At 66.4% G+C, this 24,177-nt stretch carries 24 protein-coding genes; 17 read left to right on the top strand and 7 right to left on the bottom strand.

Annotated elements, in window-relative coordinates; translation table 11 throughout:
• Positions 1-95: 95 nt before the first annotated feature.
• Both DES52_RS05490 and DES52_RS05485 read left to right on the top strand, forming a co-directional pair.
• Positions 96-950 carry a hypothetical protein gene (locus DES52_RS05490; protein ID WP_110885762.1) on the top strand — a complete coding sequence of 285 codons (855 nt, stop codon included), beginning with the start codon at positions 96-98 and terminating at the stop codon, positions 948-950.
• Between the two features lie 202 nt (positions 951-1,152).
• Positions 1,153-2,463: a multicopper oxidase domain-containing protein gene (locus DES52_RS05485; RefSeq protein WP_146237195.1), complete on the top strand. Its 1,311-nt coding sequence runs from the start codon at positions 1,153-1,155 to the stop codon at positions 2,461-2,463.
• 12 nt (positions 2,464-2,475) lie between these two features.
• On the opposite strand, the gene DES52_RS05480 is transcribed toward DES52_RS05485, so the two are convergent.
• On the bottom strand, positions 2,476-3,270 hold the full coding sequence (locus DES52_RS05480) for a hypothetical protein (protein WP_170130899.1): 795 nt from the start codon (positions 3,268-3,270) through the stop codon (positions 2,476-2,478).
• 73 nt (positions 3,271-3,343) lie between these two features.
• On the opposite strand from DES52_RS05480, the gene DES52_RS05475 reads away from it, so the two are divergent.
• The 11 genes from DES52_RS05475 to DES52_RS05420 all read left to right on the top strand — a co-directional run bounded on the left by DES52_RS05475 (position 3,344) and on the right by DES52_RS05420 (position 15,418).
• Positions 3,344-3,634 carry a hypothetical protein gene (locus DES52_RS05475; RefSeq protein ID WP_146237194.1) on the top strand — a complete coding sequence of 97 codons (291 nt, stop codon included), beginning with the start codon at positions 3,344-3,346 and terminating at the stop codon, positions 3,632-3,634.
• 462 nt (positions 3,635-4,096) lie between these two features.
• On the top strand, positions 4,097-5,569 hold the full coding sequence (locus DES52_RS05470; RefSeq protein WP_146237193.1) for a glycosyl hydrolase family 18 protein: 1,473 nt from the start codon (positions 4,097-4,099) through the stop codon (positions 5,567-5,569).
• A gap of 49 nt (positions 5,570-5,618) precedes the next feature.
• A complete protein-coding gene (locus DES52_RS05465) occupies positions 5,619-6,089 on the top strand; it encodes a YbjN domain-containing protein (protein ID WP_170130898.1) in 471 nt (156 codons plus the stop codon).
• 99 nt (positions 6,090-6,188) lie between these two features.
• Entirely contained in the window at positions 6,189-6,884 is a 696-nt protein-coding gene (locus tag DES52_RS22825; protein ID WP_170130897.1) for a hypothetical protein, read from the top strand.
• Positions 6,885-6,982: 98 nt separating this feature from the next.
• Positions 6,983-8,068, top strand: coding sequence for a carboxypeptidase-like regulatory domain-containing protein (locus DES52_RS05450; protein WP_110885756.1), 1,086 nt, complete (start codon positions 6,983-6,985; stop codon positions 8,066-8,068).
• Positions 8,069-8,090: 22 nt separating this feature from the next.
• Positions 8,091-8,669, top strand: a complete 579-nt coding sequence (locus tag DES52_RS05445) for a hypothetical protein (protein WP_110885755.1) — start codon at positions 8,091-8,093, stop codon at positions 8,667-8,669.
• A gap of 146 nt (positions 8,670-8,815) precedes the next feature.
• Positions 8,816-10,921, top strand: coding sequence for a tetratricopeptide repeat protein (locus DES52_RS05440; RefSeq protein ID WP_170130896.1), 2,106 nt, complete (start codon positions 8,816-8,818; stop codon positions 10,919-10,921).
• A 375-nt stretch (positions 10,922-11,296) separates the two neighbouring features.
• On the top strand, positions 11,297-13,069 hold the full coding sequence (locus DES52_RS05435; RefSeq protein WP_146237191.1) for a tetratricopeptide repeat protein: 1,773 nt from the start codon (positions 11,297-11,299) through the stop codon (positions 13,067-13,069).
• A gap of 104 nt (positions 13,070-13,173) precedes the next feature.
• Positions 13,174-13,911 (top strand): hypothetical protein, encoded by a 738-nt coding sequence (locus DES52_RS05430; RefSeq protein WP_146237190.1) that lies wholly within the window; start codon positions 13,174-13,176, stop codon positions 13,909-13,911.
• Between the two features lie 20 nt (positions 13,912-13,931).
• A complete protein-coding gene (locus DES52_RS05425; protein WP_245900731.1) occupies positions 13,932-14,768 on the top strand; it encodes a GNAT family N-acetyltransferase in 837 nt (278 codons plus the stop codon).
• A 2-nt stretch (positions 14,769-14,770) separates the two neighbouring features.
• Positions 14,771-15,418, top strand: coding sequence for a PD40 domain-containing protein (locus tag DES52_RS05420; RefSeq protein WP_110885751.1), 648 nt, complete (start codon positions 14,771-14,773; stop codon positions 15,416-15,418).
• 51 nt (positions 15,419-15,469) lie between these two features.
• Here the strand turns inward: DES52_RS05420 and DES52_RS05415 are convergent, their stop codons facing one another.
• The 3 genes from DES52_RS05415 to DES52_RS05405 form a co-directional block, all read right to left on the bottom strand.
• Positions 15,470-15,976: a PsbP-related protein gene (locus tag DES52_RS05415; RefSeq protein WP_146237189.1), complete on the bottom strand. Its 507-nt coding sequence runs from the start codon at positions 15,974-15,976 to the stop codon at positions 15,470-15,472.
• A 34-nt stretch (positions 15,977-16,010) separates the two neighbouring features.
• Entirely contained in the window at positions 16,011-17,012 is a 1,002-nt protein-coding gene (locus DES52_RS05410) for a hypothetical protein (protein ID WP_110885858.1), read from the bottom strand.
• 84 nt (positions 17,013-17,096) lie between these two features.
• Positions 17,097-18,509: a hypothetical protein gene (locus tag DES52_RS05405; protein WP_146237188.1), complete on the bottom strand. Its 1,413-nt coding sequence runs from the start codon at positions 18,507-18,509 to the stop codon at positions 17,097-17,099.
• Between the two features lie 137 nt (positions 18,510-18,646).
• Here DES52_RS05405 and DES52_RS05400 point away from each other — a divergent pair, with 137 nt between their 5' ends.
• Both DES52_RS05400 and DES52_RS05395 read left to right on the top strand, forming a co-directional pair.
• Positions 18,647-19,375 carry a hypothetical protein gene (locus DES52_RS05400; protein ID WP_110885748.1) on the top strand — a complete coding sequence of 243 codons (729 nt, stop codon included), beginning with the start codon at positions 18,647-18,649 and terminating at the stop codon, positions 19,373-19,375.
• Positions 19,376-19,776: 401 nt separating this feature from the next.
• Positions 19,777-20,502 carry a carboxypeptidase-like regulatory domain-containing protein gene (locus DES52_RS05395; protein WP_245900728.1) on the top strand — a complete coding sequence of 242 codons (726 nt, stop codon included), beginning with the start codon at positions 19,777-19,779 and terminating at the stop codon, positions 20,500-20,502.
• A 56-nt stretch (positions 20,503-20,558) separates the two neighbouring features.
• Here the strand turns inward: DES52_RS05395 and DES52_RS05390 are convergent, their stop codons facing one another.
• Both DES52_RS05390 and DES52_RS05385 read right to left on the bottom strand, forming a co-directional pair.
• Entirely contained in the window at positions 20,559-21,281 is a 723-nt protein-coding gene (locus DES52_RS05390; RefSeq protein ID WP_110885747.1) for a peptidase associated/transthyretin-like domain-containing protein, read from the bottom strand.
• A gap of 56 nt (positions 21,282-21,337) precedes the next feature.
• The gene (locus DES52_RS05385; protein ID WP_110885746.1) at positions 21,338-22,465 is read right to left on the bottom strand and encodes a TolB family protein; all 1,128 of its coding nucleotides are present in this window, start codon (positions 22,463-22,465) and stop codon (positions 21,338-21,340) included.
• A 95-nt stretch (positions 22,466-22,560) separates the two neighbouring features.
• On the opposite strand from DES52_RS05385, the gene DES52_RS05380 reads away from it, so the two are divergent.
• On the top strand, positions 22,561-23,415 hold the full coding sequence (locus tag DES52_RS05380) for a DUF1517 domain-containing protein (protein ID WP_110885745.1): 855 nt from the start codon (positions 22,561-22,563) through the stop codon (positions 23,413-23,415).
• A 7-nt stretch (positions 23,416-23,422) separates the two neighbouring features.
• Here the strand turns inward: DES52_RS05380 and DES52_RS05375 are convergent, their stop codons facing one another.
• On the bottom strand, positions 23,423-23,710 hold the full coding sequence (locus DES52_RS05375; protein ID WP_110885856.1) for a DUF1905 domain-containing protein: 288 nt from the start codon (positions 23,708-23,710) through the stop codon (positions 23,423-23,425).
• A 212-nt stretch (positions 23,711-23,922) separates the two neighbouring features.
• Between DES52_RS05375 and DES52_RS05370 the strand changes: the two genes are divergently transcribed.
• A complete protein-coding gene (locus tag DES52_RS05370; protein ID WP_110885744.1) occupies positions 23,923-24,117 on the top strand; it encodes a hypothetical protein in 195 nt (64 codons plus the stop codon).
• Positions 24,118-24,177: the final 60 nt, after the last annotated feature.

Raw genomic sequence — 24,177 nt, 5'->3', positions numbered from 1 at the left:
CTGACACCTCGTCATCCTCCTGCCATCGTACCCTTCTTACACTCCTCCCCAGATCGAGCGGTCCACAGCTTCGGACCTCGACAAGGAGACCCCCCATGAACAGCAAGAAGATCCTGACGACCCTCGCCCTCGCCCTCACCGCCGCCTCCCTCGCGCAGCACAGCCACACCGCCCAAGTCTTCACGCTCGGCGCCAAGGGTGACGCGTTCACGCTGCAAGGACCCGCGAGCTTTGCCAGCGGCTTCGTGACCTTCAACCTCGCCAACACCACCCAAGCACCCTTCACCCCGGTCGTCGCCAAGCTGAAGTCCGGCACGACCGACGCGCAAGTCAAGGCGGCCCTCGGCGCCCTGATGGCATCGCACGGCGAGGACATGAGCGCCATCGCCAACGTCGCGACCTTCGTGGGCGGCAGCGGCGGCGTGATGCCGGGCGCCACCTTCGAGTTCGGCGCGAACCTCGACAGCGGCAAGTACGTCGTGTTCGGCTTCGGCGCTTCCGAGGAAGGCAAACCGCTGTACGACCTCGGCCAATACAAGACCTTCAACGTCACGACCGCCAAGAACGGCCTCGCCTTGCCCAAGGCGGACGTGCAAGCGACGCTGCGCGACTTCAAGGTGGAACTGCCCACGACCGTCAAGGCAGGCAAGTCCACGTGGCAAGTGTCGAACGCCGGCCAGGAAACCCACCACCTCATGCTGATGCGCATCAAGCCCGGCAAGACCATGAAGGACGTCGAAGCCTTCTTCAAGGCGGCCGATCCCAGCCAAGCGGGCGAGCCTCCGTTCGAGGACGCGGGCGGGTTGGAGACGATCTCCAAGGGCCGCAGCGCCTTCGTGACCTTCGATCTCGCCGCCGGTGACTACGTCGTCGCGTGCTTCTTGCCGAGCGCCACGAAACACGCTCCGCACTTCATGCTCGGCATGATGACGAACCTCAGCGTGAAGTAACGCCGACGGGGGTCGGGCGTCCACGCGTGGACGCCCGACCCCCTTGCCGAATGCGCCGCCGACCGTCCTGCTCGCCCGCGAGCCTTTTTTCAAGCGCCTCTCGGCCCGGAACGGGTTCTTCGATTCGCGGAACCCGCTCGGTGACGTCGCGAGCCTTTCGATCCACGCGCTCGACCGCGCCGTCTTTTCGAGGAACACATTCATGAACATCCGCGCCTTGCTGCCTTTCACGAAATGCTTCGCGCTCGCCTCGCTTCTGCTGGCTCCCGCTCCGCTCGCCGCCGACGTTCCCTCGCGAGACGAGATCGTCAAGCGCTTCGTGAACGCGGCGAACGGAACGGTGCCCACGACGAAATTCACGGGCGAGGTGCGCGCCTATACCCTCGAAGTGCACGAAATCGAAACGGAGATCGCGCCGGGCGTGAAGGTCAAGCAGTGGGCCTTCGGCGTTCCGGGCGGCGCGCCGAGCGTGCCCGGCCCGGAGATTCGCGCGAAGGTCGGCGACCTCGTGCGCATCACCTTGCGCAACACCACGGGTCGCGCGCACACCATCCACCTGCACGGCATCAACTCGCTCGCGCAGGAGATGGACGGCGTGCCGCACACGTCGCACGCCGTGCTGCCCGGCGAATCGTTCACGTACGAGTTCGTGGCGACCGAGGCGGGCTCGTTCATGTATCACTGCCACGTCGAGACGAACTTGCACCTCGACATGGGCATGTACGGCGCGGTCGTCATCGAGCCGCGCGAACCGCAAGCGTGGTCGAAAGATCACGTCCTGATGCTCGACGAGTGGGACAGCCGCCAAGATCCCGACGTGACGCCGCACCGCGCCACGCCGAACTACTTTCTCGTGAACGGGCGCGCGTACCCGTTCATCGCGGACTTGGCGATTCCGAACGGCGAGGTGCACTTGCTGCGCTTCATGAACATCGGGTCGGAGGTGCACTCGATGCACTTGCACGGCATGACCTTCCTCGTCGTCGCCAAAGACGGACAGGACTTGGCGGCGCCGTACCAAGCCGACACCTTGCTGCTCGGTCCGGGCGAACGTTACGACGTCCTCGTGAAGGGCCGCGACGGCACCTTCCCGCTGCACGATCACATTCCGCCGCACGGCACGAACGACGGCGTGGATCCGGGCGGCATGCACTTCATGGTGGTGGGCGGCCCCGCCTTGGACGCGCGCGGGCAAGTGGCGCCCACGCACGACCACGACCACGCGGCGGCCGAGACCTCGCTTCCCGAAGTGCAAAGCGGCACCGTGGACGTCGCGATCTCGGGCTTCAAGTTCTCCGCGCCGATTTTGCGGGTGAAGCGAGGCACGAAGGTCGTGTGGACGAACATGGATCTCGCCGCGCACGCGCTTGGCGTGAAAGGCCCGAAGGAAGCGAGTTCGTGGTCGCTTGGCAAAGGCGGACGCTTCGCCGTGACCTTCGACGCGGTCGGGACGTACGACGTGCAGTGTGGTCCGCACCCGTTCATGACGATGAAGATCCTCGTCGAGAATTGACGAGGTCCGAGTTCAAGACGGCGCGGAGACGGCCAAGCGGCGAATTTCTCGCGCCATGGAGTTGGGAACGTCCGCGTGCGCTTCCAACCACGCCAAGATCGCCAGAGCCGAGGCGGCGTTGCCGTCGTAGCCTCGCATCATGTCCGGTAAGGCGGACGCCACGCTCGGAAAGCGCCGCTCGAAGCGCCGCTCGGGTGAAAAGACGTCCGCCGCGCCGTCCACGGGCGGCTGAAGAATCGCCGCGATCGCCAAGACGCGGTCCACGGCGTACTGCTGCACGAAGCGTGTCGCGACGAGGCGTTCTCCGCGCGCGTCGCGGTGCAAGCCCACCAAGAGATTCGTGAGCGCCTCCCCCACCTGCCATGCCAAGGGAGGCGCTTCACGCACGGGCGGCACGGCCGCCGTCGCCCACCGAGCCGACAAGTCGTCGCGCTTCCACACGAAGCGACCCGAGGCGTACTCGGCTCGCGTCAGTTCCTGCGGCTCGAACACCGCGTACTCCACGAACACGCCGTCCTCGAAGAGCGCCTTGCGTCCCACGGAAGTGTTCGGAAAGCTGAACGCGAGCGTGGACACGCCTTCGAGCCAAGCGATGTCGTCCAGCCAAGCCTTCTTCGCGCCCGTCTCGACGATCACGAAGAAGTCCAAGTCGGAATGTTCGTCCAAGCGGTCGGTTTCCGAGCCGCACGACCCGAGCGCGAGCAAGGCCAGCGCGGTGGAACGCGCGCTCACCGCGCGGGCGATGGCGTCGAGGCGGGACAGCAGGCGTTCGGGCGTCGGCAAGAGTTCCTCCGTGGACCGCAGCATGACGCCGCTCGGCGGCGCATGTCAAACCCGGGCGGCGTGGTGCCTAGGCCGCTCGGCCTACATCTTTGGCATCATGCGCCGATCATCCTTTCCCGAGTACCGTGTCAGCATGAACAACCAACTCGCCGAATCGCTCGACGTCCAGTCGCAAGACGTGTACGAAACGCTGTGCGCCAAAGCGCGCGCCCTTTCGCTCGACGCCGAGTTGCAGGCGGTCGCGCGCCGCCCGCGCTTCGACATGGGCGAGGTGCTGCGCTGCGCCCTCGACTTGCTGCCCGCGCTGGAAGTCCTGCCTCTCGACTTGCTCGCGCGTGAACTCGAAACCGTGCTGCGCGGCCCGAAGCGTGGAGCGCGCTTCGCGTGAAACGCCTTCTCGACGTTCGCCGCGACCGCGCCCTTCCCGGCGCGGTCGCCGTCTTTTCGTCGAAAGTCATCCTCGGATCACTGCGACTTTGCTTTCTTAAAGTGGCGTGAACGACGATGCCTGCCAGCCCAGTCGTTCACGCCCTTCGGCGGCGGCTTGCTCGGTCCTCGAAGCCGCGATTTCATCCTAAATCTCCGTCACCCGTCGCGCCGGATCGAGGACCCCGGCGCGTCGAATTTTTCGCAGACCGCGATCCTCTTTCTCATGAAAGATGTAAGCGGTGACACGAAAGGAGTTCGACCCGGAAGAGTGACGATCCCGACCGGACGACCGCTCGTCGTGCCGTGTCCTCTCGGCGATTCATCGAACGCCACGGCGCGCGGTTCGTCGACGAACGCCGCGCCCGCGTTCCTTCCCTTCGTTTCAGCGGCGCCCTTTGCGGGGCGAACCGCCAGGAGTTTCATGTCCCGATTCCGCTTCCTGGGCCTCACGCCCGTCCTGCTCGTGGCGCTCGCCGCGTGCGGCAGTGAGCCGACGACGCTCGCCCCGAGCGCCGCCAAGGCCACGAACACCGCCCCGACCATCACGACCTTCACCGCCTCGAAGACGAGCGGTTCCGCACCGCTCACCACGACCTTCACCGTGCAGGCGTCCGACCGCGAACGAGACGCCCTCACGTGCGTCCTCGACGTCAACGGCGACGGCTACGGCGACCTCAACTTCGGCGACTGCAAGACCTCGAGGACGCAGACGTACAGCTTCACGACGGCCGGCACGACGAACGTCAAGTTGCTCGTCACGGATTCGAAGGGCGCGTCGACGTCGCGCGTCCTCACCATCACCGTGACCGACCCCGTGCCGCCGCCGCCCACGCCGAGCGGCAACGCCTGGGTGATGGGCTACTACGTCGGCTATCTGCGCGACGCGTACCCGCTGGACGCCGTGAATTGGACGGCGATGACGCACATCGTCGTCGGTCGCGCCACTCCGAACGCGGACGGCACGATCAACACCCACTTCGACATCGACACGGTGAACGGCCCGATCTGGGCGAAGTCCGTGGTGAGCCGAGCGCACGCCAACAACCGCAAGGCCATCTTGATGCTGGGCGGCGCGGGCGAGTACTCGGGCTTCGTGGGCGCGGCGAGCGACGCGAACCGCGCGAAGTTCATCGACAACCTCCTCGCCCTCGTCGACTCGTACGGCTTCGACGGCATCGACCTCGACTGGGAGCCCATCCAAGCCACGGATCAAGCTCCACTCAAAGCGCTCGCGGCGGGCCTCAAGGCCAAACGCCCCGGCCTCATCCTGACGCTGCCGATCGGCTGGGTGAACTCCACGTATCCGCAGTGGAACGCCACGCCGTACTACGCCGACATCGCGCCGCTCTTCGACCGACTCAACATCATGAGCTACGCCATGAACGGCGTGTACGACGGTTGGCAGTCTTGGCACTCCAGCGCCTTGAGCGGCCACTCCGCCACGACGCCCAGCAGCGTCGAGTCGAGCGTGAACGCCTACCTCAACGTCGGCGTGCCCGCCGCGAAGCTCGGCGTCGGCATCGGCTTCTTCGGATCGTGCTACACGGGCGTCACCGGGCCGAAGCAGTCGTCGAGCATCATGAAGCTCGTCGCGGACGACAACGTCATGAGCTACACGAACATCATGACGCAGTACTACAACGCGAACGTCAAGCTGTGGGACGATGGCGCCAAGGTGCCGTACCTGTCGTCGCAGACGGGACTCGGCCCGAAGGCGTGCAACTTCGTGTCGTACGAGGATCCCCAAAGCATCGCGCTCAAAGGGCAGTTCGCGCAGTCCAAGGGCCTCGGCGGCGCGATCGTCTGGAACATCAACCAGGGCTACCTTCCCAACGCGCCGATCGGCAGCCGCGATCCGCTGATGGACGCCGTTCGCTCGGCCTTCCTGCCTTGACTAAGCCGAAGTCATCCACGAATCATCCTTCTTCATGCACACTATAGGTATGAAGAAGACGTTGATGTTGGTGACGCTCTCCGCCCTCTCCGCGACGCCCGCGTTCGCCGCCGCCACGGTGTACGAAGCGAAGCCCGAGTCGATCATGACGATTCTCAAGGCCGAAGGCTACAAGCCCGAGTACAAGGCGGGCGACGAGAAGACCAAGCCCTCGATCACCGTGAAGCTCGCGGGAGACAACTACTACTTCTACTTCACGGGCTGCAAGAACGGCGTGTGCCAACGCATCAACGCCGACAACGGCTTCGAGAAGCCCGACAAGGCCGACGGCCTCGCCGAGAAGCTCGCGAAGTGGAACGCCGAGTGGTACAGCCAGGCGTACCAGGAAAAAGACGGCACGATCTACCTCGACTCGTCGTACATCATCACGGGCGGCTTCACCGCCGAGAACTTCCTCGCGTGGCTCGACTCGTACACCAATGACTTCGACGAGTTCTACAAGAACTTGTACGCGAAGTAAGCACGGCGAGAACCACCCCCTCGAGAACGGGCGCTCCTGATGGAGCGCCCGTTCTTCGTTGACACGCCGCGGCCACCGAGCCGCTCGTACCGTGAAGGCATGCCTCGATTCCTGCCTTTGCTGCTGGCTTGTTCGAGCGGCGCACTCGCCGCGCCCCTCGCGACTTTGAGCTTCGACGCCGCCATCCTCGCTCGGCCCGTCCGAGTCGTCGAGCGAACGCTCGCTCGGGACGAATGGACGGGCGCCGTCCTCCCGCCGCACGCGGCCCTCGCGTTCGGCCCACCCGCGAGGCCCTCGGGCGACCTCGACGTGTTCGACGTCGCCGAGCTTCTACAGGCCAACGGCGCCGACGACGGTCACCTTCACTGGTTGGACGTTCCGTGGAATGTGAAGCAACTTCACAAGATGCTGGAGCAACGCGCCGCGACGTCGTCGACTCCCGGTCCCTTTCCCTTCGTGCCCCTCGTGGTCGGTGACCAAGCGGTGCACGCCGCCGTGAAGTACCTCGACTTCGGAGGCCTGCACGGCGTTCGCTACGTCACGGCCTTTACCACCCGCTTCGATCGACCGCTCGACGATCGAGCGCTGCTGTACACCTTTCAAGGCTTCACGAGCGACGGGACGTTCCTCGTGTCGTGGCGGCAACCGCTCGAGCTTCCCGACGTCCTTGCGACCGGCCCCGTCGCGCAATGGGACGCTTACAAGACGGCGACCACGAAACTTCTCGACGCGTTCACGAACGACACGCGCCTCACGATCCTCGACCGCTTCCTGGCGACGCTGCACGTTCGTTGACGGTCGTTGACGGTCACCTTCGCGTCATCGTCGTGTCATCGTCCTCCTCGTACGCTTCGGACACGTTCGCCTCGCTTCGGGGCGCCAGGAGAACCACGATGAAGAACAAGAACACGCTCGCGATCAGTTTGCTCGGCATCCTTTCCCTCGGAGGTCTCGGCCCCGCGACCTTCGGCGCCGCCCTCGCCGCGCCCGTCACGACGACCGCCGCCACGGCCGACGTCGTGAGCGGCGCGTGGTCGGGCCGCTTCGACGACATGATCGACTTCACCGCGCAGCTCAAGTTGCAAGGCGCGAACGTCGCGGGCACCATCACGTACTTGAAGGAGACGTACCAAGTCGGCGGGCGGTGGGACGCCGCCGCCCAACGCCTCAAGCTGACGTACAAGCATCGCAACGGCCTCGTGACGATCGCGGGGGTCGTCAAGAACGGCGCGCTGATCGGCGCGTACGACCTCAAAGGGCCGGGCGCGCTCACCATGAAGCGCGCGGGAAGCGCGGCGAGCACGACCGCGGGCGCCACGGCCACAAACGACTTCACGAAGGCGACGCCGTACGTCCTCAAGGGCACGGTGAAAAATCCCGCCGGGCAACCCGTGGCGGGCGTGGAAGTCTGGGCGGACAACACGCTGTACTACAACATGAACGCCCTCGGCAAGACCGACGCGAGCGGGCACTTCGTGATCCAACTGCCGCAAGGGCAACTCGGCACTTGGCAAGCGGGCGGACGCCTGCGCACGGTGTACCAAGGCGAGTCGATCGAGCTCGACTTGCAAATCGACAAGGACGACGCCTTCACGGCGGACAAGGGCGCGGTGCGCAACTTCACCTTGCTGACGTCGGGACCTCGCGGCAACAGGTACTGGGGCGGCACGATCTGGCCGAACGACGGCAGCGGGTACGTCTACGAGCGCGTCGAGTACACCCTCACGCCCGTCGGACCGCTCGTGGACGGCACCGCCGGACAAATTCTGAAGCGCTTCGCCAAGGGCAACATCATCCCCGACGTGCCCCTCGGCAAGTACAAGGTGACGGCCCGTTACCTTCCGACGGACGGCCCCGAACGGGACATGCAGCTCAAGTCTCGCGACGCGGACGAGTGGGATTCGAGCGTCGTCATCACCTTCCGCCGCGAACCGCAATACGGCCTCATGGCCGACTTCGACATTCGCCTTCCCAAGTAATTTCTCTTTCAGGAGGACTTCCATGAACGTACGCACCCTCGGTTTCGTCACGATGATCTGCGCGCCCGCCATGCTCGCGAACGCCTTTCGACACGACTTTCAGCGCGTCCTCAACGGCCAAGACGACGTGATCGGCAACCTCACGTACCTCGTCTTCGCGATCGGCTGGTTCTGCTCCATGCTGGCCCTGAGGCAGTTGCACGCGACGGGCCACGGCAAGCTCGGGAGCTTCGTCGTGACGCTGCCGCTCGTGACCATCGCGCTCGCCGCGCTGCAAGGTCCGTTCGACATCCTGCACGTCGACATGAACTCGCCTTTGTACGCCGTCACGGACCTCACGTGGCCGCTGAGCATGCTGCTGACGTTCGTCGTGAGCGTCGCCGCGCTGTTCGCGCGCGTGCTGCCGATGCCTCATCGGCTCGCGCCGCTCGCGTGCGGCATCTCGCTGCCCGTCGGCTTCGCGTACATGGCGTTCGCTCGCCTCGAGGACTTGCCGCAAGCGGAGTTCGCGTGGCACACCGCCATCGGTTGGTTCCTGCTGGGCCTCGCGCTCGTGACGCTCGGCGCTCGCCGCTCGGCGGTGCAGGCGCGTCCGGCCTGAGAACACGGCGAGAGAACGGGAAGCGGGAGGGCAAGGCCCTCCCGCTTCCCGTTCCCCGTTCTCTCGTGGAAACGTCTCGCATGGCGGGCGTCCTCTCGCCGCGACCCGACATTCTGCCGCCACCATCGTCTTCGTACCGTACGAGCATGAAAAGAGCTTTGCCGTTATTGGTCTTGTGTTCGGCCGCGCTGTGCTCGACCGCGTTGGCCGAGTCCGCATCCTTGCGCGCGTGGAGTGACGCGCGATCCTTGCCGCCCGAAGCGAGCTTCGCGGCGAAGTTGCCCAGTTTCGCCGCTTGTGAAGGTGCGGACTTCGATCGATCGAAAGTCTCCACGGATGCGTTGAGCGCCTACGACAACATGGTCAAGCTCGTGACGTCCATGAAGGCCGACGACCCCACGCGCCTCAGCTTGGAACCGACGCTCGCTCAGATGCGCGTGAACTACGCGAAAGCCGCTCCGCTCCCGGCCGTGCAAATTCCAGCCACTCTCGCCGAGGCGCTCAAGAACGCTCAAGCGTGGCTGGAGAAGAACGAAGCGGCAGGATGGAGGGCCTTCTCGGCCAGCGAGGACGCCAAAGACGCGAAGAAAGCTTCGCAAGCGGCCCTCGCGGCGGCGATGCTCGGCAAGCCCAACGCGGCCCTGGCGGCCCTTCTGACCGCGCAAAAGCTCGATCCGCAAAACGCGCAGCACCTCGTGAATCTCGGCGGCGTGCTGAACACGCTGGGATTGACCGGCGAAGCGCTCGTCGTGCTCGACGCGGCGGCCAAGGTCTCGAAGAACGACTCGGGCGCGTTGGGTTGGTCGAGCGCCGCGACCCTGAACGCCAACCGGGGCCTCACCCTCGCCGATTTGCGTCGCTGGCCGGACGCCGAGAAGGCCTTGACGAGCGCCGTCGACAGCGAGCCGATGCTCGCCGAAGCGCGGCTCGGACTCGCGCGCGTCCTCACGTGCCAAGGCAAGACCGCGCAAGCCGCGAAGTTCGCGCGCGCCGGACTCCGCCGCTCGCCGAGCGTGACGCCGCCGCCCGCCAAGACGACGGACCCGCAAGCGACCGAACCGGCGACGGTCGAGGTGAGCGAAGCGGCCTCCGCGAAGGACGTCAACGCCTCGGCCCACCTGCCCGCGTCGTTCACGTTCGACCTTTCTCGCGGCCAGGACTTCACGATGCCCAACCTCAAGTTGCCGCAAACGCCCGGCGACGCGCTCGCGCTGCTCGACAAGTACCAAAAGCTCCACGACGATCTTCACGCGCGTTGGGAAAGCTTGCGCAAGCGCAGCGAGGACGTCGAGGCGCGGTTTCGCCGCCAACCCGCCGCGTCGCCGCTCGTGCAAGCCCGCCGGGAAGCGCTTTGGCAAGCATTCCTTCACGTGAACGACGAGCCGACCGTCAAACGTCTCTACGACTCTCATCACAAGTCCGATTGGGAAGTCTCGAAGGCCGACATGGACTTCTCGCACTGCGAGAGCGGCTGCATCATGCCCGAAATCTCGATCAAGGCGGCCACGGCCGAAGTCAAGCGCGCGCTGTGCGTCCCGGCGATGCTGTCACAAAACGACAAGTGGCGAAGCGCCATGCACGCCCACGCCGAGAACCTCGGCGCGTACCTCAAAGCCTCGTACAAGCTTCACACGGCCCTCGCGGCGAACTTCAGCGATCCCCTGTGGCACGAGCGGGCGTCCTTGACCGCCGAGTTTCTCGTGACGACCGAGTTCATGGGGTACGTGGGTGAAGCTCTGCACTGGGCGAAGGACATCCGAAGCTATCAGGATTGCGTGGCGAGCGCCGCGTCGAGCGTGCCCGACAAGGTGGCCGAAGACCTGTTGACGCCTCGCGCCGATCCTTGCAAGGCGGTATTCGACAACATGAGCCTGGCGTTTTCCGTGCACGTCGTGAGCTTCCGCATCTCGTGCGACTCCATGAACGTCACGGCGGTCACGCCCGGCTGGATCGGCGCGTTCGGATCGATCTCGGAAAAGTTCGCCACGAAGGAATACACGGTCACGGTCGGCATTCAAGAAGGCGCGAGCGTCGGGGTGGGTCCCGCCACGGTCGGCGTGAAGTCGCAGCAAGGTGCGTACGTGTCGTGGGGCGCGTCGGGCATCACGGACGCGGGCGTTTCGATCACCACGTCGGCCAAGGCGAACGTGAAGGACGGCGCCACGAGCGGCGCGCAAGACGTGCTGAAGGACGTGTCGGGCGCGTTGAGCGACAAGTGGAGCTTCATCGCCAGTCCCGGCGGCGTCAAGTAATTCGAGCGGCGCGGGCGCAACATTCGCGGGCCATCACCCTTCTCGTACCGTGTGAGCATGAAGCGACCCTTCCTCCTGCTGCTTGCCCTTTCGTCGACGGCATTGAGCGCCTCCGTTCCCTTTCGTGCTTGGAGTGACGCGCGCTCCTTGGCCTCCGAAGCAAGCTTCGAGGCGAAGCTGCCGAACTTCGCTTTGTGTGGTTCCAGCGACTTTGACCGCTCGAAGGCTCCACGGAACTTACTCACGGGCTACGACAACCTGACGAAGGTGGTCTCGGGTTTGCCTGGAGACAGTCCTGTGCGCGCCGAGCTCGAATTGACCCTCGCGCAAATGCGAATGAACCTCGCCAAGGTAGCTCCTGGCACGCCTCGCGCCATGCCAACATCGCTTACCGAAGCGCTCAAGAACGCGCAGGCGTGGCTGGAGAACAACGAAGCCAAAGGCTGGCAAGCCTTCACCGCCAGCCTCGACGCCAAAACTCCCAAGAGCGCCTCGCAAGCTGCCCTCGCCGCCGCCATGCTCGGCAAGCCCAACGCCGCCCTCGCCGCCCTCCTCGTCGCCCACCGCCTCGAGCCGCAAAATCCTCAAACCCTCACCAATCTCGGCGGCGTCCTCCAAACCCTCGGCTTGTCCGGCGAGGCTCTCGTCGTCCTCGACGCCGCCGCGAAACTCACCAAGAACGACGCGGGCGCCTTCGGCTGGTCGAGTACCGCCACCCTGAACGCCAACCGCGGCTTGGCGTTGGCCGACTTGCACCGCTGGAACGAAGCTGAAGGGGCCCTTTCGAGCGCGTTGAAAGGCGAGCCGATGCTGGCCGAAGCGCGCTTGGGCTTGGCGCGCGTGTTGACGTGCCAAGGCAAGACCGCGCAAGCCGCCAAATTCGCACGAGCGGGACGTCGCCGCACCCCGCCTGCCCAAGCAGCGAACGCGACTAGTCCCAGTGTGGCAGACGCCACCTTGCCGACCAACGAGATCAGCGGGGCGACTTCCGGCAACAACGCGAACGCTTCGGCCCACCTGCCCGCGTCGTTCACGTTCGATCTTTCGCGCGGCCAGGACTTCAACTTGCCCAACCTCAAGTTGCCCCAGACCCTCAAGGACGCCGTTGTGCTGCTCGACAAGTACCAGAAGCTCCGCGACGATCTTCACGCGCGTTGGGAGGCGATCCGCAAGCGTAGAGAGGACATCGAGGCTCAGCTTCGCCATCGACCCCAGGCGTCCCCGCTCGTCGAGGCGCGCCGCGCGGCCCTTTGGCAGGCGCGCTTGCATGTCAGCAGCGAGCCGACCGTGAGCCGCCTCTACGAAGCTCAGCGCAAGTCGGGCTTGGAAGTCGCCAAGGTCGACGGGGACTTCTCGCACTGCTCGAGCGGCTGTATCGCTCCCGAGTTCATCAAGAAGGCGCGCACGCCCGAGGAACTCTACGCGCTGTGCAACGCTGCGATGTCCACGCAGAACGACAAGTGGCGAAGCGCCATGCACGCCCACGCGCAAAATCTCGGCACGTACCTCAAGGCGGCGTACAAGCTCGAGACGGCCTTGGCGGCGAACTACAGCGATTCCTTGTTGCACGAGCAGACGTCCTTGGACGCCGAGTTCCTCGTCGTGTCCGAATTCATGGGCTACGTGACCGACGCGTGGCACTGGGCGCACGACGTCAAAGCCTTCGCTTGCTACGAAGGCCCCACGACCGACACGAGCGACCCGATCGCGGGGCAACTCGTGACGCCTCGCGCCGATCCTTGCAAGGCGGTGTACGACGGCATGAGCCTCTCGTTCTCGGTAAGCGTCGTCGGCTTCTCGATTTCGTGCGACGCCATGAGCGTCTCGGCAGCCACCCCCGGCTGGATCGGCGCGTTCGGTTCCTTCTCGCAAAGCTTCGGCAACAAGGAATACACCGTCACGGTCGGCATCCAAGAAGGCGTGAGCGTCGGGGTGGGCAACGTCTCGGCGGGCGCGACGTCGCAGCAAGGTGCGTACGTGTCGTGGGGCGCGTCGGGCATCACGGACGCGGGCGTTTCGATCACCACGGGCGCGTCGGTCGGCGCGACACGCGGCTCGATCGGCGGATCGAAGGACGTCATCACGGACGTCACGGGCGCGTTGAGCGGCAAGTGGAGTTTCATCGCCAGTCCCGGCGGCGTCAAGTGAGCTGAACGCGCCACGCGTCGAAGACAAGCGTGGGACCGCACTCCCGGGAGTGTGGTCCCACGCTGTTCATCCTCGAGTCACCCTGCGGCGCGTACCCTCGCTTCATGCACGCGACCTTGCCGCTCGCCCTGCTTCTCACGACCGCCCTCGCCGCTCCGTCCGCCTCGCCGCGCGTCACGTTCGACGCGCGGCACCTCGGCGTCAAGGCCGTCGTGCGCGACGTGCCCGCCGAACGCACCGTGGACGACCCCCTCGTCTTCCCGGCGCCGCGCCACGTAGAAGCGACCTTCGGTCCGCGCGACGGCGGCGACACGCGCGAACTCGACGTGTACGGCGTCGCGGACCTTCTCGCGCTTCGAGCGAACGTCGCCCGAAGTGAAATCGAGGCGCTGCGAGCCTTGCTCAAGCCGCGCGCCGCCTTGCCGTCGAAACCGGGCGCTTTGCCGTTCCTACCTCGTGTTCCCGCCGCGCAACTCTTGAACGGCGCGGCGAAGATCGTGACCTTCACCGGGGGAAGCGGCGTGCGCTACCTCACGGCTTTCAGCCAGGAACTCGCGCCCGTGACGCGCGCGCAAGTCTTCTACACCTTTCAAGGACTGACGGCGGACGGGAAGTACTACGTGTCGCTGCAATGGCCGGTGTCCCTGACGGAATTGCCGACCGGGTACGACGCGCCCGACACGAAGAAGGTGCTCGCCGAGCTCGCATCCGCTGACGAGACGCGCGCCAACGCCGCGTGGACTGCTTACGTGACGCGCACGAAGCGGGAGCTCGATCGCTTGACGAACGACGCGCGTCTCACGAAGCTCGACGCGTTCGTCAAGTCCATCCGCGTTCGTTGAGACCTTTCCAGGAGAACATCATGACCACCATGTCGACTTCGCCTCTTCGCTCGCTCGGCTACCGCACGGACCTCATCTTCTCGCGCTTCCACGGTGAAGTCGTGGACGTCGAAGGCGCGCTGTGCATACGCAACCCGCGCAGTCCCGCCCACTACTTCGGCAACCTGCTGGTGTTCCGGGAACCCCCGGCGAGAGGCGACCGACCGCGCTGGGAAGCCCTGTTCGCCGAGCACATCGGTCGCCCGCCCGTCACGCCGCACCGCCTGTTCGGTTGGGACGTGCCGCCCACCCGCCAGCCCGACTTCGACGAGTTCTTGGAGGCAGGCTACCACCTGGAGGACAACGTCGTGATGGCCGCGCCGCGCTTGCACGCGCCGCCGCACGTCAACGCGGAGGCCGAGTACCGAGCGCTTCCCGACACGGACGACGCGTGGCGCGAAGCGCTCGACACTCAAGTCGCGAGCCGCGAGGACGGTTACGACGAAGAACCGTACCGCCGCTTCAAGGAATCGCACTTGAACGGCTTGCGGGCGATGACGCGGGCGGGCCTCGGCTTTTGGTACGGCGCCTTCGTGGAAGGACGTCTCGTCGCGGACCTCGGGGTGTTTCACGACGGGGCGGGCCTCCTGCGCTTCCAGAGTGTCGGAACGCACCCGGACTTTCGGCGGCGCGGGCTGTGCGGCTCGCTCGTGCACTTCGCGGGCGAGCACGCCCGCACGCACTTCGGCGCGTCGACGCTCGTGATCGTCGCGGACGACCACGCGTCGGCCAAGCGCGTGTACGCGTCGGTCGGCTTCGACATCGTCGAGCGTCAGCAACTCCTGCTTAGAAGACCGGCGGCGGGCGAGGAGGGCTGATCGTGCGGCGCTTCGCGTTGCCGGGCGTGTTGGCCGCCGCGCTGATGCTGACGGCGGCGGCCACCGCACCTTCACCGACGGTCGTGGAGAAGAACGGCGACCTCTACCTCGGAGGCACTCGCCTCACGACGTACGGACGGAACTTCGAGCCAGTGGTCGCGCCGAACGGGCCGTGGGTGGCGTACCTTTCCTTCCCGGCGTGGGTGGAGGGCGGCGGGTACCTCGCCACGAACGTTTGGCTGCTGAACTTGCGGACGAGAGAGGCGCGCCGTCTCGCCGACCAACCGCTCGGCGCGTCGAACGAAGGGCCGTACGTGTGCCGCGATTTGCTGACGTGGTCGAAGGACGGGCGGACCGTGGCGTGGCTGGAGTGGCGCCTCGCGAGCGACTCCGCGCGGTTCCGTCCGACCTACCTCGTGACCCGCTCCGCCTTCGGAGACGCCCGCCGGGAGGTGCGCGTTCGCCTCGCGCCGAACACGACGGGTTGGAGTGACGACGGCATCTTCCCGGAGTTGCTCGGCGTCGCCTACGCGGCCCGCCTCGAAGGCGATACCTTCTCGCTCACCGTGACGCGCGACCGCACGGACAAAACGCCCGCACTGCGCGTGACCGTGGACGTCCGAACGGGCCTGCTGAGAGAAGTTCGCTAGACGGAAAGGAGCGGCGCGCCGCTCCTTCTTCTCGCCTTCTTTCGCCGAACGTCACCGAGTGGTCTTGAAGCTGGCGAGGACCGCGTCGATCGCTTTCTTGGCGGCGGCGTCCTTCGGCGCGGCGCCGAGGTAGCTCACGGTGTACCCGACCGAGCCCTTCACGATCAGCAGGACGTGGCCGTACATGGCGCGGCCGTTGCGGTGGCCGCCGAAGACGAAGTCGCGCGCGAGGACGCCGTTCACCTTGAGGGTCTTGTCGGAGGTGAGCGTGAAGCGTTGCAGCATGCGCGGCAAGGACTCGGCGGTCGCAGCGGCGTACGCGGCGAGGTTCATGCCGTCGGGCAGGGCTTGCGTCACGACCGAGATTTGGCTGGGCGCGCCCGCGGCGCTCGGCACGGCGATGGTGAGGTCCGTTCCCGCGAAGTTCGCTTGGGCGCTCCAAGCGTCGGGATACGAGAGGGTGTACCCGTTCGTCGGATGAGAGAAGGTCTTGGCGTGGGCGGCGCCCGCGAGCAGCAGGGCCAAAGCCGTCATGGAAAGCTTGTTCATTCGTGTCACGTTCCTCTCGAATTCGTTTCGGTCTTCCGCGCCGTCACTTCGCGTTCTTCACGTCGAAGACGAGGGTGTGCGCGCCGCCGTCCGTGAACGACACGTTGTCCATCGTGGCGTCCGCGGGCACTTCGAACACGTAGCGCACCTTCAGCGTGTCGCTCGGCGCGACTTGCGTGCCGACGAGTTCGTCGCGGCTGGCCTTGAGCACCGTCTTGAACATCGTGCGCTCGCCGTCCGCGTCGCGAGCTTCGGGTCGCAGGGTCTGCAAGCCCACGTACGCGTCTTGCGCGGTCATGTTGCGCAGCGAGACGTTCACGACGAGGTAGCGCTTGCCGCGTCCGGGCGCGTTGCCTTGCATGGCGTCGGTCGTGAAGCGCGCGCCTTCGAAGGTGACGTCGAGGTGCTTCAGCGGGTACGCGACGCCTTGAGCGGCGGTGAGCACGGCGAGGCTCGTCGCGCCCGACGTGTCGGCGGAATCGGCGAACGGCGCGGGCAAGGGCTTGACGCCGCCCGCGAAGTCGTAGCGCAGCACGGGCGCGCTCGCTTCGCGCTGCACGATGAGTTTCGGCACGACGCCTTTGGCGGGCACCTTCAGAACGGCGAGCACCGCGAGTTTCTGCGCGGGCTTGAGGTTCACCGCGACTTCCTCCGCCGTGCCGTCGCGGGCGACGAAGCGTTCGGCGACGTGGTTGACGTCCTGCGCGTCGACCGCCGTGAAGGTGAAGGCGTTGGCGTCGAACCTCACGTCCTTGGGTTGAGGATTGTGCACGGTGAAGCGCACGATCAACAACTTCTCGTCCTTGCCGGGCGCGATCGTCGTCTTGCCGATCGTGACGCGTGACGCGCTGAACTCGGCGCTCGTGAGCGTGAAGTTGAGCGGGCTTTGCTTGCCGACGGTGAACGTCTGGCCGACCTTGGCGTTTTGCCCGTCGAGTTGCGTCGTGCCCAGTACGACGGGCGAGGCGGTGTTGGAGTTGGGCGCGGCGAGAGCGGCGGGGCAAAGGGCGAGCAGCAGGGCGGTCAGCAGGGGGATGGTTCGCATGTCGTTCTCCTCTTCGTCACCTTGCCTCACGCGTGATGGCCGGACGATGGCGCTCGGCAGGGACGGTCGTTCGGCCGCTCGAATTCAGCGTCTCGTCAACGTGAGGGTGCCCGCGCCGACGTCCGCGAACTTGCCGCGCACGGAGCCCGCGTAGCGATCGCCGTCGAAGCGGCCTTGCGCGACGAGTTCGACGGTGTCGTCGCCGTCGGTGAAGTTGATTTGGAAGCCGCCGGTGCCGCTGTCGCCCACGAGGGCTTCGATGCGTGACGTCTTGTACCCGATCGCGCCCAGCAGGCGCGTGCCTTCCTCGTCGAAGGTGACCCGGGCGCGGTACGTCTGGCCGCCGAGCGTCAACGTGGCGTCCCAATCGCCCGCCGCCGTCCACTTCGTCGGGGTGGGCGTCGCCGCGGGGCGCGTCGGCGCGGCGACGCTCGGCTGGGCGGCGCCCGAGCTCGCGGGGGCGGGCGGCGTGACCGCGCCTCGATTCGCGCTCGGGGCGCTTTCGGGCGCCGTGCCGAGCGGACGGTTGAACACCGTGTCGCCGTCCGTGTCGGCGAGCGTGAGAACGTGACGACCGTCGGCTTCGACGCGCACGATCGCGCGCGCGGAGTAAGGCTTCACGGCGTCCGTCTTCGTGTAGATCTTGCTGGGCGTGCAGGTGTAGCCCGTCGAGGAGCTCGTCGTCGGGGTGAAGGTGAGGGTCGCGCCGTTCTGCGCGATCTTGCCCTGCTCGTGCACGAGCAGCTTCGAGGTGCAGCCGTACGTCGTGACGACCAGCAGGCCGGTACGCTCGTACGTCATGTTCGCGTTCATCTTCAAGATGACGCTCGTGCCGCTCGCCTCCGCCCACTTGCCCGTCGCCGTGTTGTAGTACTCGATCGGCGAGATGCGCCCGTTGTTCCACTCGCCGCGCAACTCGCCGGGCAAGGCGCCCGACGGCGTGGAGGTCGGCGCGGACGCCGAGGCCGCGCGGCGCGCCCAGACCGAGACGTCCCCGCCGCTTCCGAACGTCAACTTCGTTCCCGAAACGTGCCACACGTCGTTCGTGACGTCGGCGGCGTTCGGCGCGCGCGTCCTCGTCACGCCCGAGGACCGCTTGCAGCCCGAGTTCAAGGCCGCGGGCGACAAGCCCGTGATGCTGCGGATGGTTTTCGGCTTGAGGGTGATCTTGTCGCCCTGCACCGTGAACGTGCCCTGCTCGGTCGTGACGTCGAGCGACTCGCAAGCGATCAGCAACGTTCCGAAGTAACCGGGCTCGTGACTCAACTTCAGGCCGCGGTACTCGTACGTGCCGTCCTTGCCGAATACGAAGCGCGCGGAGCTCGCGGTCGCCTTCGAAGGTTCGTCGTACGCTTCGTCGGGCAGGGAGGCGCCGCTGAACCACGCGCCGACGAGACCGGCAGGCACCGACGCGCTCGACGCGCCGCAGGAAGCGAGGACGATCGCGGTCGGCAAGGCGAGCGCGCGCAAGTTTCGAATCGAGGTGGATGTCGTCATGAAGTCCTCCGTTCTGAAGTGCAAGGTAAAGGTCCGGCCGTGGCTGACCGATGTCGCTTCGAGACATGCGGCGATCATCGTGGAGCGGGCATTGTGGAAGCGTACGATCGCGCGAAGCTCGCGCGGAAAGGACCTTCATGCCCAACGTCTCGATCCGACCGCTTCTCTTCGCCTTCTTGGCGAGCTCCACCGTCCTCGCCGCGACCCTGCCGCGCCTCACCTTCGACGCGCGCCTTCTCGCCACTCGGGTGGACGTCGTCTCCATCAATGCGGACGAGGCGATGCCCGAGGTCTTCACGCCGCGTCACACGGCCCTCTCGATTGGCCCGAAGGACGACCGCACCGGCTTCCTGGAAGTCTTCGAGATCGCCGAGGTGTTGAAGGCCAACACGAAGAATCCGCAGGTGGGCCGCGAAATCGCGAAGTTGCGCTCGGTGCTCACCGCGAAGACGGCGACGTCGAAGACGACGGACGACTTGCCGTTCTTTCCGCCGCATCCCGCCGACCAAACGGTTCACGCGGCGGTGAAGTACGTGAACTTTCCGGGTGGACGCGGCATTCGGTACGTCGTGGCGCGCGCCTTCGACGTCTCGGTCATTCCTCGCAGCGAACTCGTATTCACGTTCCAAGGGCTCACGAACGACGGCAAGTACCTCGTGTCGTGGTGGCAGCACGTTCCCTTGCCGGAAATTCCGCAGGAGTACGACACGCCCGAGCAGCTTCGTCTCGTGCGCGACGTGGAAAGCAACGTGAACGGCGCGTGGGAGAAACATCGCGCGAACATCACTCGGATTCTCGACGGCCTCACGAACGATGCGCGCCTCACGAAGCTCGACGCGTTCGTCGGCACGCTTCGCATTCGCTGAGACAAGTCCTCGACGTGGCGTGGAAGAACGGCTCGGACGACGTCTCACGTTCCCTGCCGCTTGCCTCCGCGCGTTTGACGCTGTTCCCGAACGTGAACCGGGACGTACGGCGAAGTCTCCCCCACCGCCGTCACGGAGCGCCTCGGACGCGTTCGGGCCGTACGTGGATGCCAACGGCGACCCGAGATGGCTTGGGCAGTTCGACTCGAAGCAGCAGGAGGCGCACTCCAACGGCGTTTTCGTCACGAGAACCTCGAAGCTGCCTCCTGGCGGAAGGGAGTCCGTTTCCCCACCTTGGACGGCGAATTCGTCACGCTTGCGTCTCACGCTCGGCACCTTCCGCGGACGCGCCATCCGCTCGCCATGCGTTCCCGCCTACCTTACACGGCAAGGAGACGCCCATGAACACCGGAAAGACCAAGACGATGTTGCCTTTGCTGTTCGCCGCCCTGCTCGCCGGAGGCACCCTCGCCGCCTCGAACGTGAAGCCCACGCCTTGGGTGATGCAGGGGGTCGTGCGCAACGCGGCGGGCCAGCCGATTCCCGGCGTGAGCGTCGGCGCGGACAACACGTACTTCGACGGCAGCGAGATGTGGACCGTCACCGACGCGCAGGGCCGCTACAAGCTGGACCTCAAGAACACCATGGGAGCGTGGCAGGCGGTCGCGCGCATCAAGCGCAAGTACGCGGACCGGCAAATCGACATGACCCTCGAGCCTGACGACACCCGTCCGTTCGGCGGCAAAGACGGCGCGATTCGCAACTTCACGTGGCGCGTCTCGGGCAAGACGCCCGGCGGCGGGTTGTACGGCGCGAGCTTCTACGCGATGAATGGATTCGAAAGCGAAGGGGATCTCGTCGAGTACGGCGATCTCGAAGTGACGCTCACGCCCGTCGGTGCGCTGCTCGACGGAAGCAAGGGCAAGGCGATCACCGTGAAGTACACGGCGCCCCTGCGAGACGTCCCGCTCGGAACGTACCGCGTGACGGCCCGCTCGCTGTCGGGGGCCGGTTCCGTGTGGGTGCGGGCGCGAGGCGGCGAGTACGCGCCGAGCGCCGTCGTGACGCTGCGCTATGAAGCGGGCACGGGCGAAGTCCTGAGCGTGGACGTCATCCGACCGCGGTGAAGGCGCGTCAAGGCAGGAGGGGGAAGCCCGCGGGCTTCCCCCTCCTGCCTTACACCTCACTTTTGCGGCGTGCGGTACGAGAGTTCCATGCGAATGCCGTACATCGTTTCGCGAAACGTCCCGACCGCTTGCGAACCGTACTCGTCTTGCCCTTCGGCGCGCACTTCGAGCGCCTCGCGCACGCCGTTCGGCGCATGAGACGCCGTGACCTTGTACCTTCCCACCGGCACGTCCTCCATGGTGCTGCCTCTCGGTTTGCGGGTGAACGGCTTGACGGTGCTGCCGTCGATGAGCGTCCCGAGCGGCGTGAACGTGAACTCCAGCGTGTCGGCGTCGACCTTCTCGTCGCCGGAGTAGGCGTTGACCTTCTGGCCCAGCACCCCGCCGTCGAACCGTCCTTGAATGCGCCACACGAAGTCCCTGACCGCTCCGTCGCGCGCCGCGAAGGCCGAGTCGTCGTTGGGGTAGACCGTGAACTTGAAGACTTGGTCGCCCCACGGGCGCCGGATGGTGGCGTACGGCGCCCACGTGCCGATCTCGTGCGGCAACTCGAGGCGGTAGCGGCCCTGCTTGTCGGTCTTGGCGAGGACGTTCATGTTGTAGTAGACGGTGTTGTGCGCCGAGACCTCGACGCCTTCGATCGGTTGACCCGCCGCGTTGCGCACGACGCCTTGCATGATCCAAGGCGTGGCTTTCGAGGCGGCTTGTCCGGCGAGGCTTCCCCCGGCGGCGAGAAGCGAGGCGAGCAGCAAGGCGGTTTTGACGTTGTGTTCGTTCATGGGAACTCCTTCGTGGACTCGATGATCGGCCATGCGGCGTGGCTCGAGGATGGCCTTCACGGCACGCGAAATTCGACGGGCCCCCAGACGAGGCCGTACACGCCGCGGCCCCGCAAATCGAGAATCCGGCGTTCGGTGCGGCCGTCGTGAACGTACACGCCGTCGGCGCGCACGTACGCCGCCGTTCCGTCGGGCGAGAGGGTAACGGTGAGGGCCGTGTCGAAGTCCTCGCCGTAGATTTCGTGCCCGAGGGCGCGGACGTTTTGGCATGACCACTCGCGCACGACGCGGCCCCCGCCGAGCAGTTGGCACCGCAACTCCTTCTCGCGAACGACGAAGCGAATCGACAAGGCGTTCGGAGCACGCGCCGCGACGAGGCGTTCGGGCACGGAAGTCGCCTCGCGTCGAGGCACGAGGCGGAGGTCGGCACGACCGTCGAGGCCGTAGAGCGTGGCGCCGTCGAATCCGGCGAGGTACACCGCGCCGCCTTTGCGGACGAGGTGGCCCGCGCCGTTGGGACTACTCGTGAACGAGACGCGGCGACGAACGCGCCCCGACGTGTCGAGGACGTACGCGCCGACCTCCACGTCACGCCCGGAGCCGATCGCCTGCGCCGAGTCTTGCCGGTACGCGCCGGGAACGCGTTCGATCGGCCCGGGCACCACCAGTCCCGCCGGACTCCACAGCACGCCCGCCGCGACCGGGACGCCGACGTAGTCGAGCGCGTTCGTCGGGGTGACGCGAGTGGTGCCGCTCGCGAGCGAGTACAAGGCGACCGTGTGCGTCGTGGCGGTCGAACTCGTGCTTTTTTGCGTCCACGCGAGGAACTGCCCGTCGGGCGACCACGCGGGCGTCGAGCGAATGAAGCCCTCGGCGGGCGTGGACGTCGTCGGTTGGGCCGTGAGGCGTGCGGCTTTGCGAGAAGCGAGGTCGAGCGTCCAGATGTTCGTGGGGCTCCAGCCCGTGTGGAATGTCTCGGCGGCGCCCGCCGCGACGGACGCGTACGCGACCGTTCGTCCGTCGGGCGAGAGGATCGGCGGGCCGTTGTGCCCCCACGAGGTGAGGCGCGACCACGTTCCGGCCGTCCACGCCCAGAAATCGCCGTCGATGTTCACGACGAGCGGCGTCGCGCGAGCGGCGGACAGCAAGAGCAGTACGAGCAACGAGAGCAGACGCGTCGGCATGACCGCACGATGCCGCGAGGAGGGTGGCGGGCGAATGTCGAGTCATCATCGCTTTACCATGCCGACGCGCGTAAGGTAGCGGACGAGGTGAGGTTATGCCGTTCAAGTTCGTTCGCTCGATTCTCCGCTCTCTGCCCCTCGTCGGCGTTCTCGTGCTCGGAGGCGCGCTCGGCGTGACGGGCGGAGGCTTCGGCGGTCGCTCGCAGTCCGAGCCTCCGCCTTCGTCCTCCAGCACGCCGAGTCCGTCCACGACGGTCGTCTCCCCGACCCCGTCGACATCGAGCGACGAGCCTTGGACCTGGGAAGGCGTGCTGATCGTCGTGGCGGTCGTGGGCGGCCTCGTCGTGTTCGGCGCGTTGTCGGAAGCGCGCGAGGAGCGGCGCCGTGACTCGAAGGCGGTGCGCGTCCAACTTCTGCTGTCGAACGGAGCCGACGTGAAGCGCGCCTTGCGCGACCTCGCCGCTTCGCACGATCCCGACGCGCCGGGCGCCCTCGCGAAGTTGCTGCACGAAACGGCTTCGCTGCTGTTGAGCCGCCGCGCGACTTTCGAGTACGGCGCGTCGAGCGTGGAAAGCGGGAAGTCGACGAGCGACGCGGACGGCCTCGTGGGACGCTGGGCGATCGAGGCGCGCGCGGCCTTCGAAACGCAGACGACGAGTTCGTATCAAGACGGCAAGGTGCGAAGCGGCTTCGTGCACTCGGCGAGCAAGGCGTCCACGCCGCGCGGCGTATGGCTCGCCGTGACGCTCGCGGTTGCCACGAGCGAAGCTTCTCTTCCCGCCGCGGCGGGTGACGTGACGCGGGACGTGGAGGCGTTGCTTCGGTCCTTGTCGGCGTTGGACCCCGCGCGCCTCGAGCGGTTGGAGGTCGTGTGGAGCCCCGACGGGGACGGCGAGTTCCTCGACGAGGACGAGGCGCTGGCGCGGTACAAGACGCTCGCGCCGTTGTGAAGGCGCCTCAGACGCGAAGTTCGAGCCGCACCGTCACGTCGTCGCCTTCCGACAGTCCCTCGGCTTTCCGGACGCTCGCTTTGATGGGCACGAGGTAGCGCCCCTCTTTGGGAAACAACGACGTGGAGAACTCGGTGCCGCCGATGCGCACCCGAGCCGGGATCATGCCCCAGCCGTACGTCACGAGCTTCGACGCGGCCCGCAAGTCCCGGCACGTCTCTTCGGGGACGATGACGAAGAAGTGGGGCGCCGGGCCTGCCCAATGCCAAATGGAACCGCTGAATTCGAAGTGCATCGAGTTCACTGTAACGAAGCGAAGGGTCGCGGGTTCCGGCGTTCCACAGGTACGGCTCAAGGCGCGAAGATGCGAAAGCACGAGGGAGTTCGACGAAGGCCAAGGCGGCGCCGTGGCGACTCGGCGAGGCGCGTCACACCGCGTCATGTTCGGGCCATCGTCGCCGGGCTACCGTACGGCACCGTGATGAGAGGCGGCGAAAGGAGGAAAGCATGGAAGAGGATTCGGGGGCGCAGTTGATCGGCTCGGACGGACGCGTGTACGTGCTGCGCGTGTGGTACGAAGGCCAGACGGGCGTGCGGCAATGGCGGGCGTCGATACGCATCGGCACGAACGGTGAGCGTCGGCACTTCGCGACGATCGACGATTGTATCGAGCACCTGTACGGCGAGTTGTCGAAAAGGTGAAGGGCTTGGCGAGCGGGCACTCCGAATCGGAGTGCCCGCTTCTCATCATCCTTCAACCAC

Origin of the sequence: Deinococcus yavapaiensis KR-236, from assembly GCF_003217515.1 — a bacterium.
GTDB lineage: Bacteria > Deinococcota > Deinococci > Deinococcales > Deinococcaceae > Deinococcus_A > Deinococcus_A yavapaiensis.
The sequence above is the reverse complement of the archived record's forward strand: the minus strand, read 5'-3'. Positions and strand labels throughout refer to the sequence as shown.

What these genes read in the sequence shown, in the direction of transcription:
- DES52_RS05490 (WP_110885762.1), top strand. Translation starts at nt 96, where the DNA reads ATGAACAGCAAGAAGATCCTGACGACCCTCGCCCTCGCCCTCACCGCC.
- DES52_RS05485 (WP_146237195.1), top strand. Translation starts at nt 1,153, where the DNA reads ATGAACATCCGCGCCTTGCTGCCTTTCACGAAATGCTTCGCGCTCGCC.
- DES52_RS05480 (WP_170130899.1), bottom strand. Translation starts at nt 3,270, where the DNA reads ATGCTGCGGTCCACGGAGGAACTCTTGCCGACGCCCGAACGCCTGCTG.
- DES52_RS05475 (WP_146237194.1), top strand. Translation starts at nt 3,344, where the DNA reads ATGCGCCGATCATCCTTTCCCGAGTACCGTGTCAGCATGAACAACCAA.
- DES52_RS05470 (WP_146237193.1), top strand. Translation starts at nt 4,097, where the DNA reads ATGTCCCGATTCCGCTTCCTGGGCCTCACGCCCGTCCTGCTCGTGGCG.
- DES52_RS05465 (WP_170130898.1), top strand. Translation starts at nt 5,619, where the DNA reads ATGAAGAAGACGTTGATGTTGGTGACGCTCTCCGCCCTCTCCGCGACG.
- DES52_RS22825 (WP_170130897.1), top strand. Translation starts at nt 6,189, where the DNA reads ATGCCTCGATTCCTGCCTTTGCTGCTGGCTTGTTCGAGCGGCGCACTC.
- DES52_RS05450 (WP_110885756.1), top strand. Translation starts at nt 6,983, where the DNA reads ATGAAGAACAAGAACACGCTCGCGATCAGTTTGCTCGGCATCCTTTCC.
- DES52_RS05445 (WP_110885755.1), top strand. Translation starts at nt 8,091, where the DNA reads ATGAACGTACGCACCCTCGGTTTCGTCACGATGATCTGCGCGCCCGCC.
- DES52_RS05440 (WP_170130896.1), top strand. Translation starts at nt 8,816, where the DNA reads ATGAAAAGAGCTTTGCCGTTATTGGTCTTGTGTTCGGCCGCGCTGTGC.
- DES52_RS05435 (WP_146237191.1), top strand. Translation starts at nt 11,297, where the DNA reads ATGCCAACATCGCTTACCGAAGCGCTCAAGAACGCGCAGGCGTGGCTG.
- DES52_RS05430 (WP_146237190.1), top strand. Translation starts at nt 13,174, where the DNA reads ATGCACGCGACCTTGCCGCTCGCCCTGCTTCTCACGACCGCCCTCGCC.
- DES52_RS05425 (WP_245900731.1), top strand. Translation starts at nt 13,932, where the DNA reads ATGACCACCATGTCGACTTCGCCTCTTCGCTCGCTCGGCTACCGCACG.
- DES52_RS05410 (WP_110885858.1), bottom strand. Translation starts at nt 17,012, where the DNA reads ATGCGAACCATCCCCCTGCTGACCGCCCTGCTGCTCGCCCTTTGCCCC.
- DES52_RS05405 (WP_146237188.1), bottom strand. Translation starts at nt 18,509, where the DNA reads ATGACGACATCCACCTCGATTCGAAACTTGCGCGCGCTCGCCTTGCCG.
- DES52_RS05400 (WP_110885748.1), top strand. Translation starts at nt 18,647, where the DNA reads ATGCCCAACGTCTCGATCCGACCGCTTCTCTTCGCCTTCTTGGCGAGC.
- DES52_RS05395 (WP_245900728.1), top strand. Translation starts at nt 19,777, where the DNA reads ATGAACACCGGAAAGACCAAGACGATGTTGCCTTTGCTGTTCGCCGCC.
- DES52_RS05390 (WP_110885747.1), bottom strand. Translation starts at nt 21,281, where the DNA reads ATGAACGAACACAACGTCAAAACCGCCTTGCTGCTCGCCTCGCTTCTC.
- DES52_RS05385 (WP_110885746.1), bottom strand. Translation starts at nt 22,465, where the DNA reads ATGCCGACGCGTCTGCTCTCGTTGCTCGTACTGCTCTTGCTGTCCGCC.
- DES52_RS05380 (WP_110885745.1), top strand. Translation starts at nt 22,561, where the DNA reads ATGCCGTTCAAGTTCGTTCGCTCGATTCTCCGCTCTCTGCCCCTCGTC.
- DES52_RS05375 (WP_110885856.1), bottom strand. Translation starts at nt 23,710, where the DNA reads ATGCACTTCGAATTCAGCGGTTCCATTTGGCATTGGGCAGGCCCGGCG.
- DES52_RS05370 (WP_110885744.1), top strand. Translation starts at nt 23,923, where the DNA reads ATGGAAGAGGATTCGGGGGCGCAGTTGATCGGCTCGGACGGACGCGTG.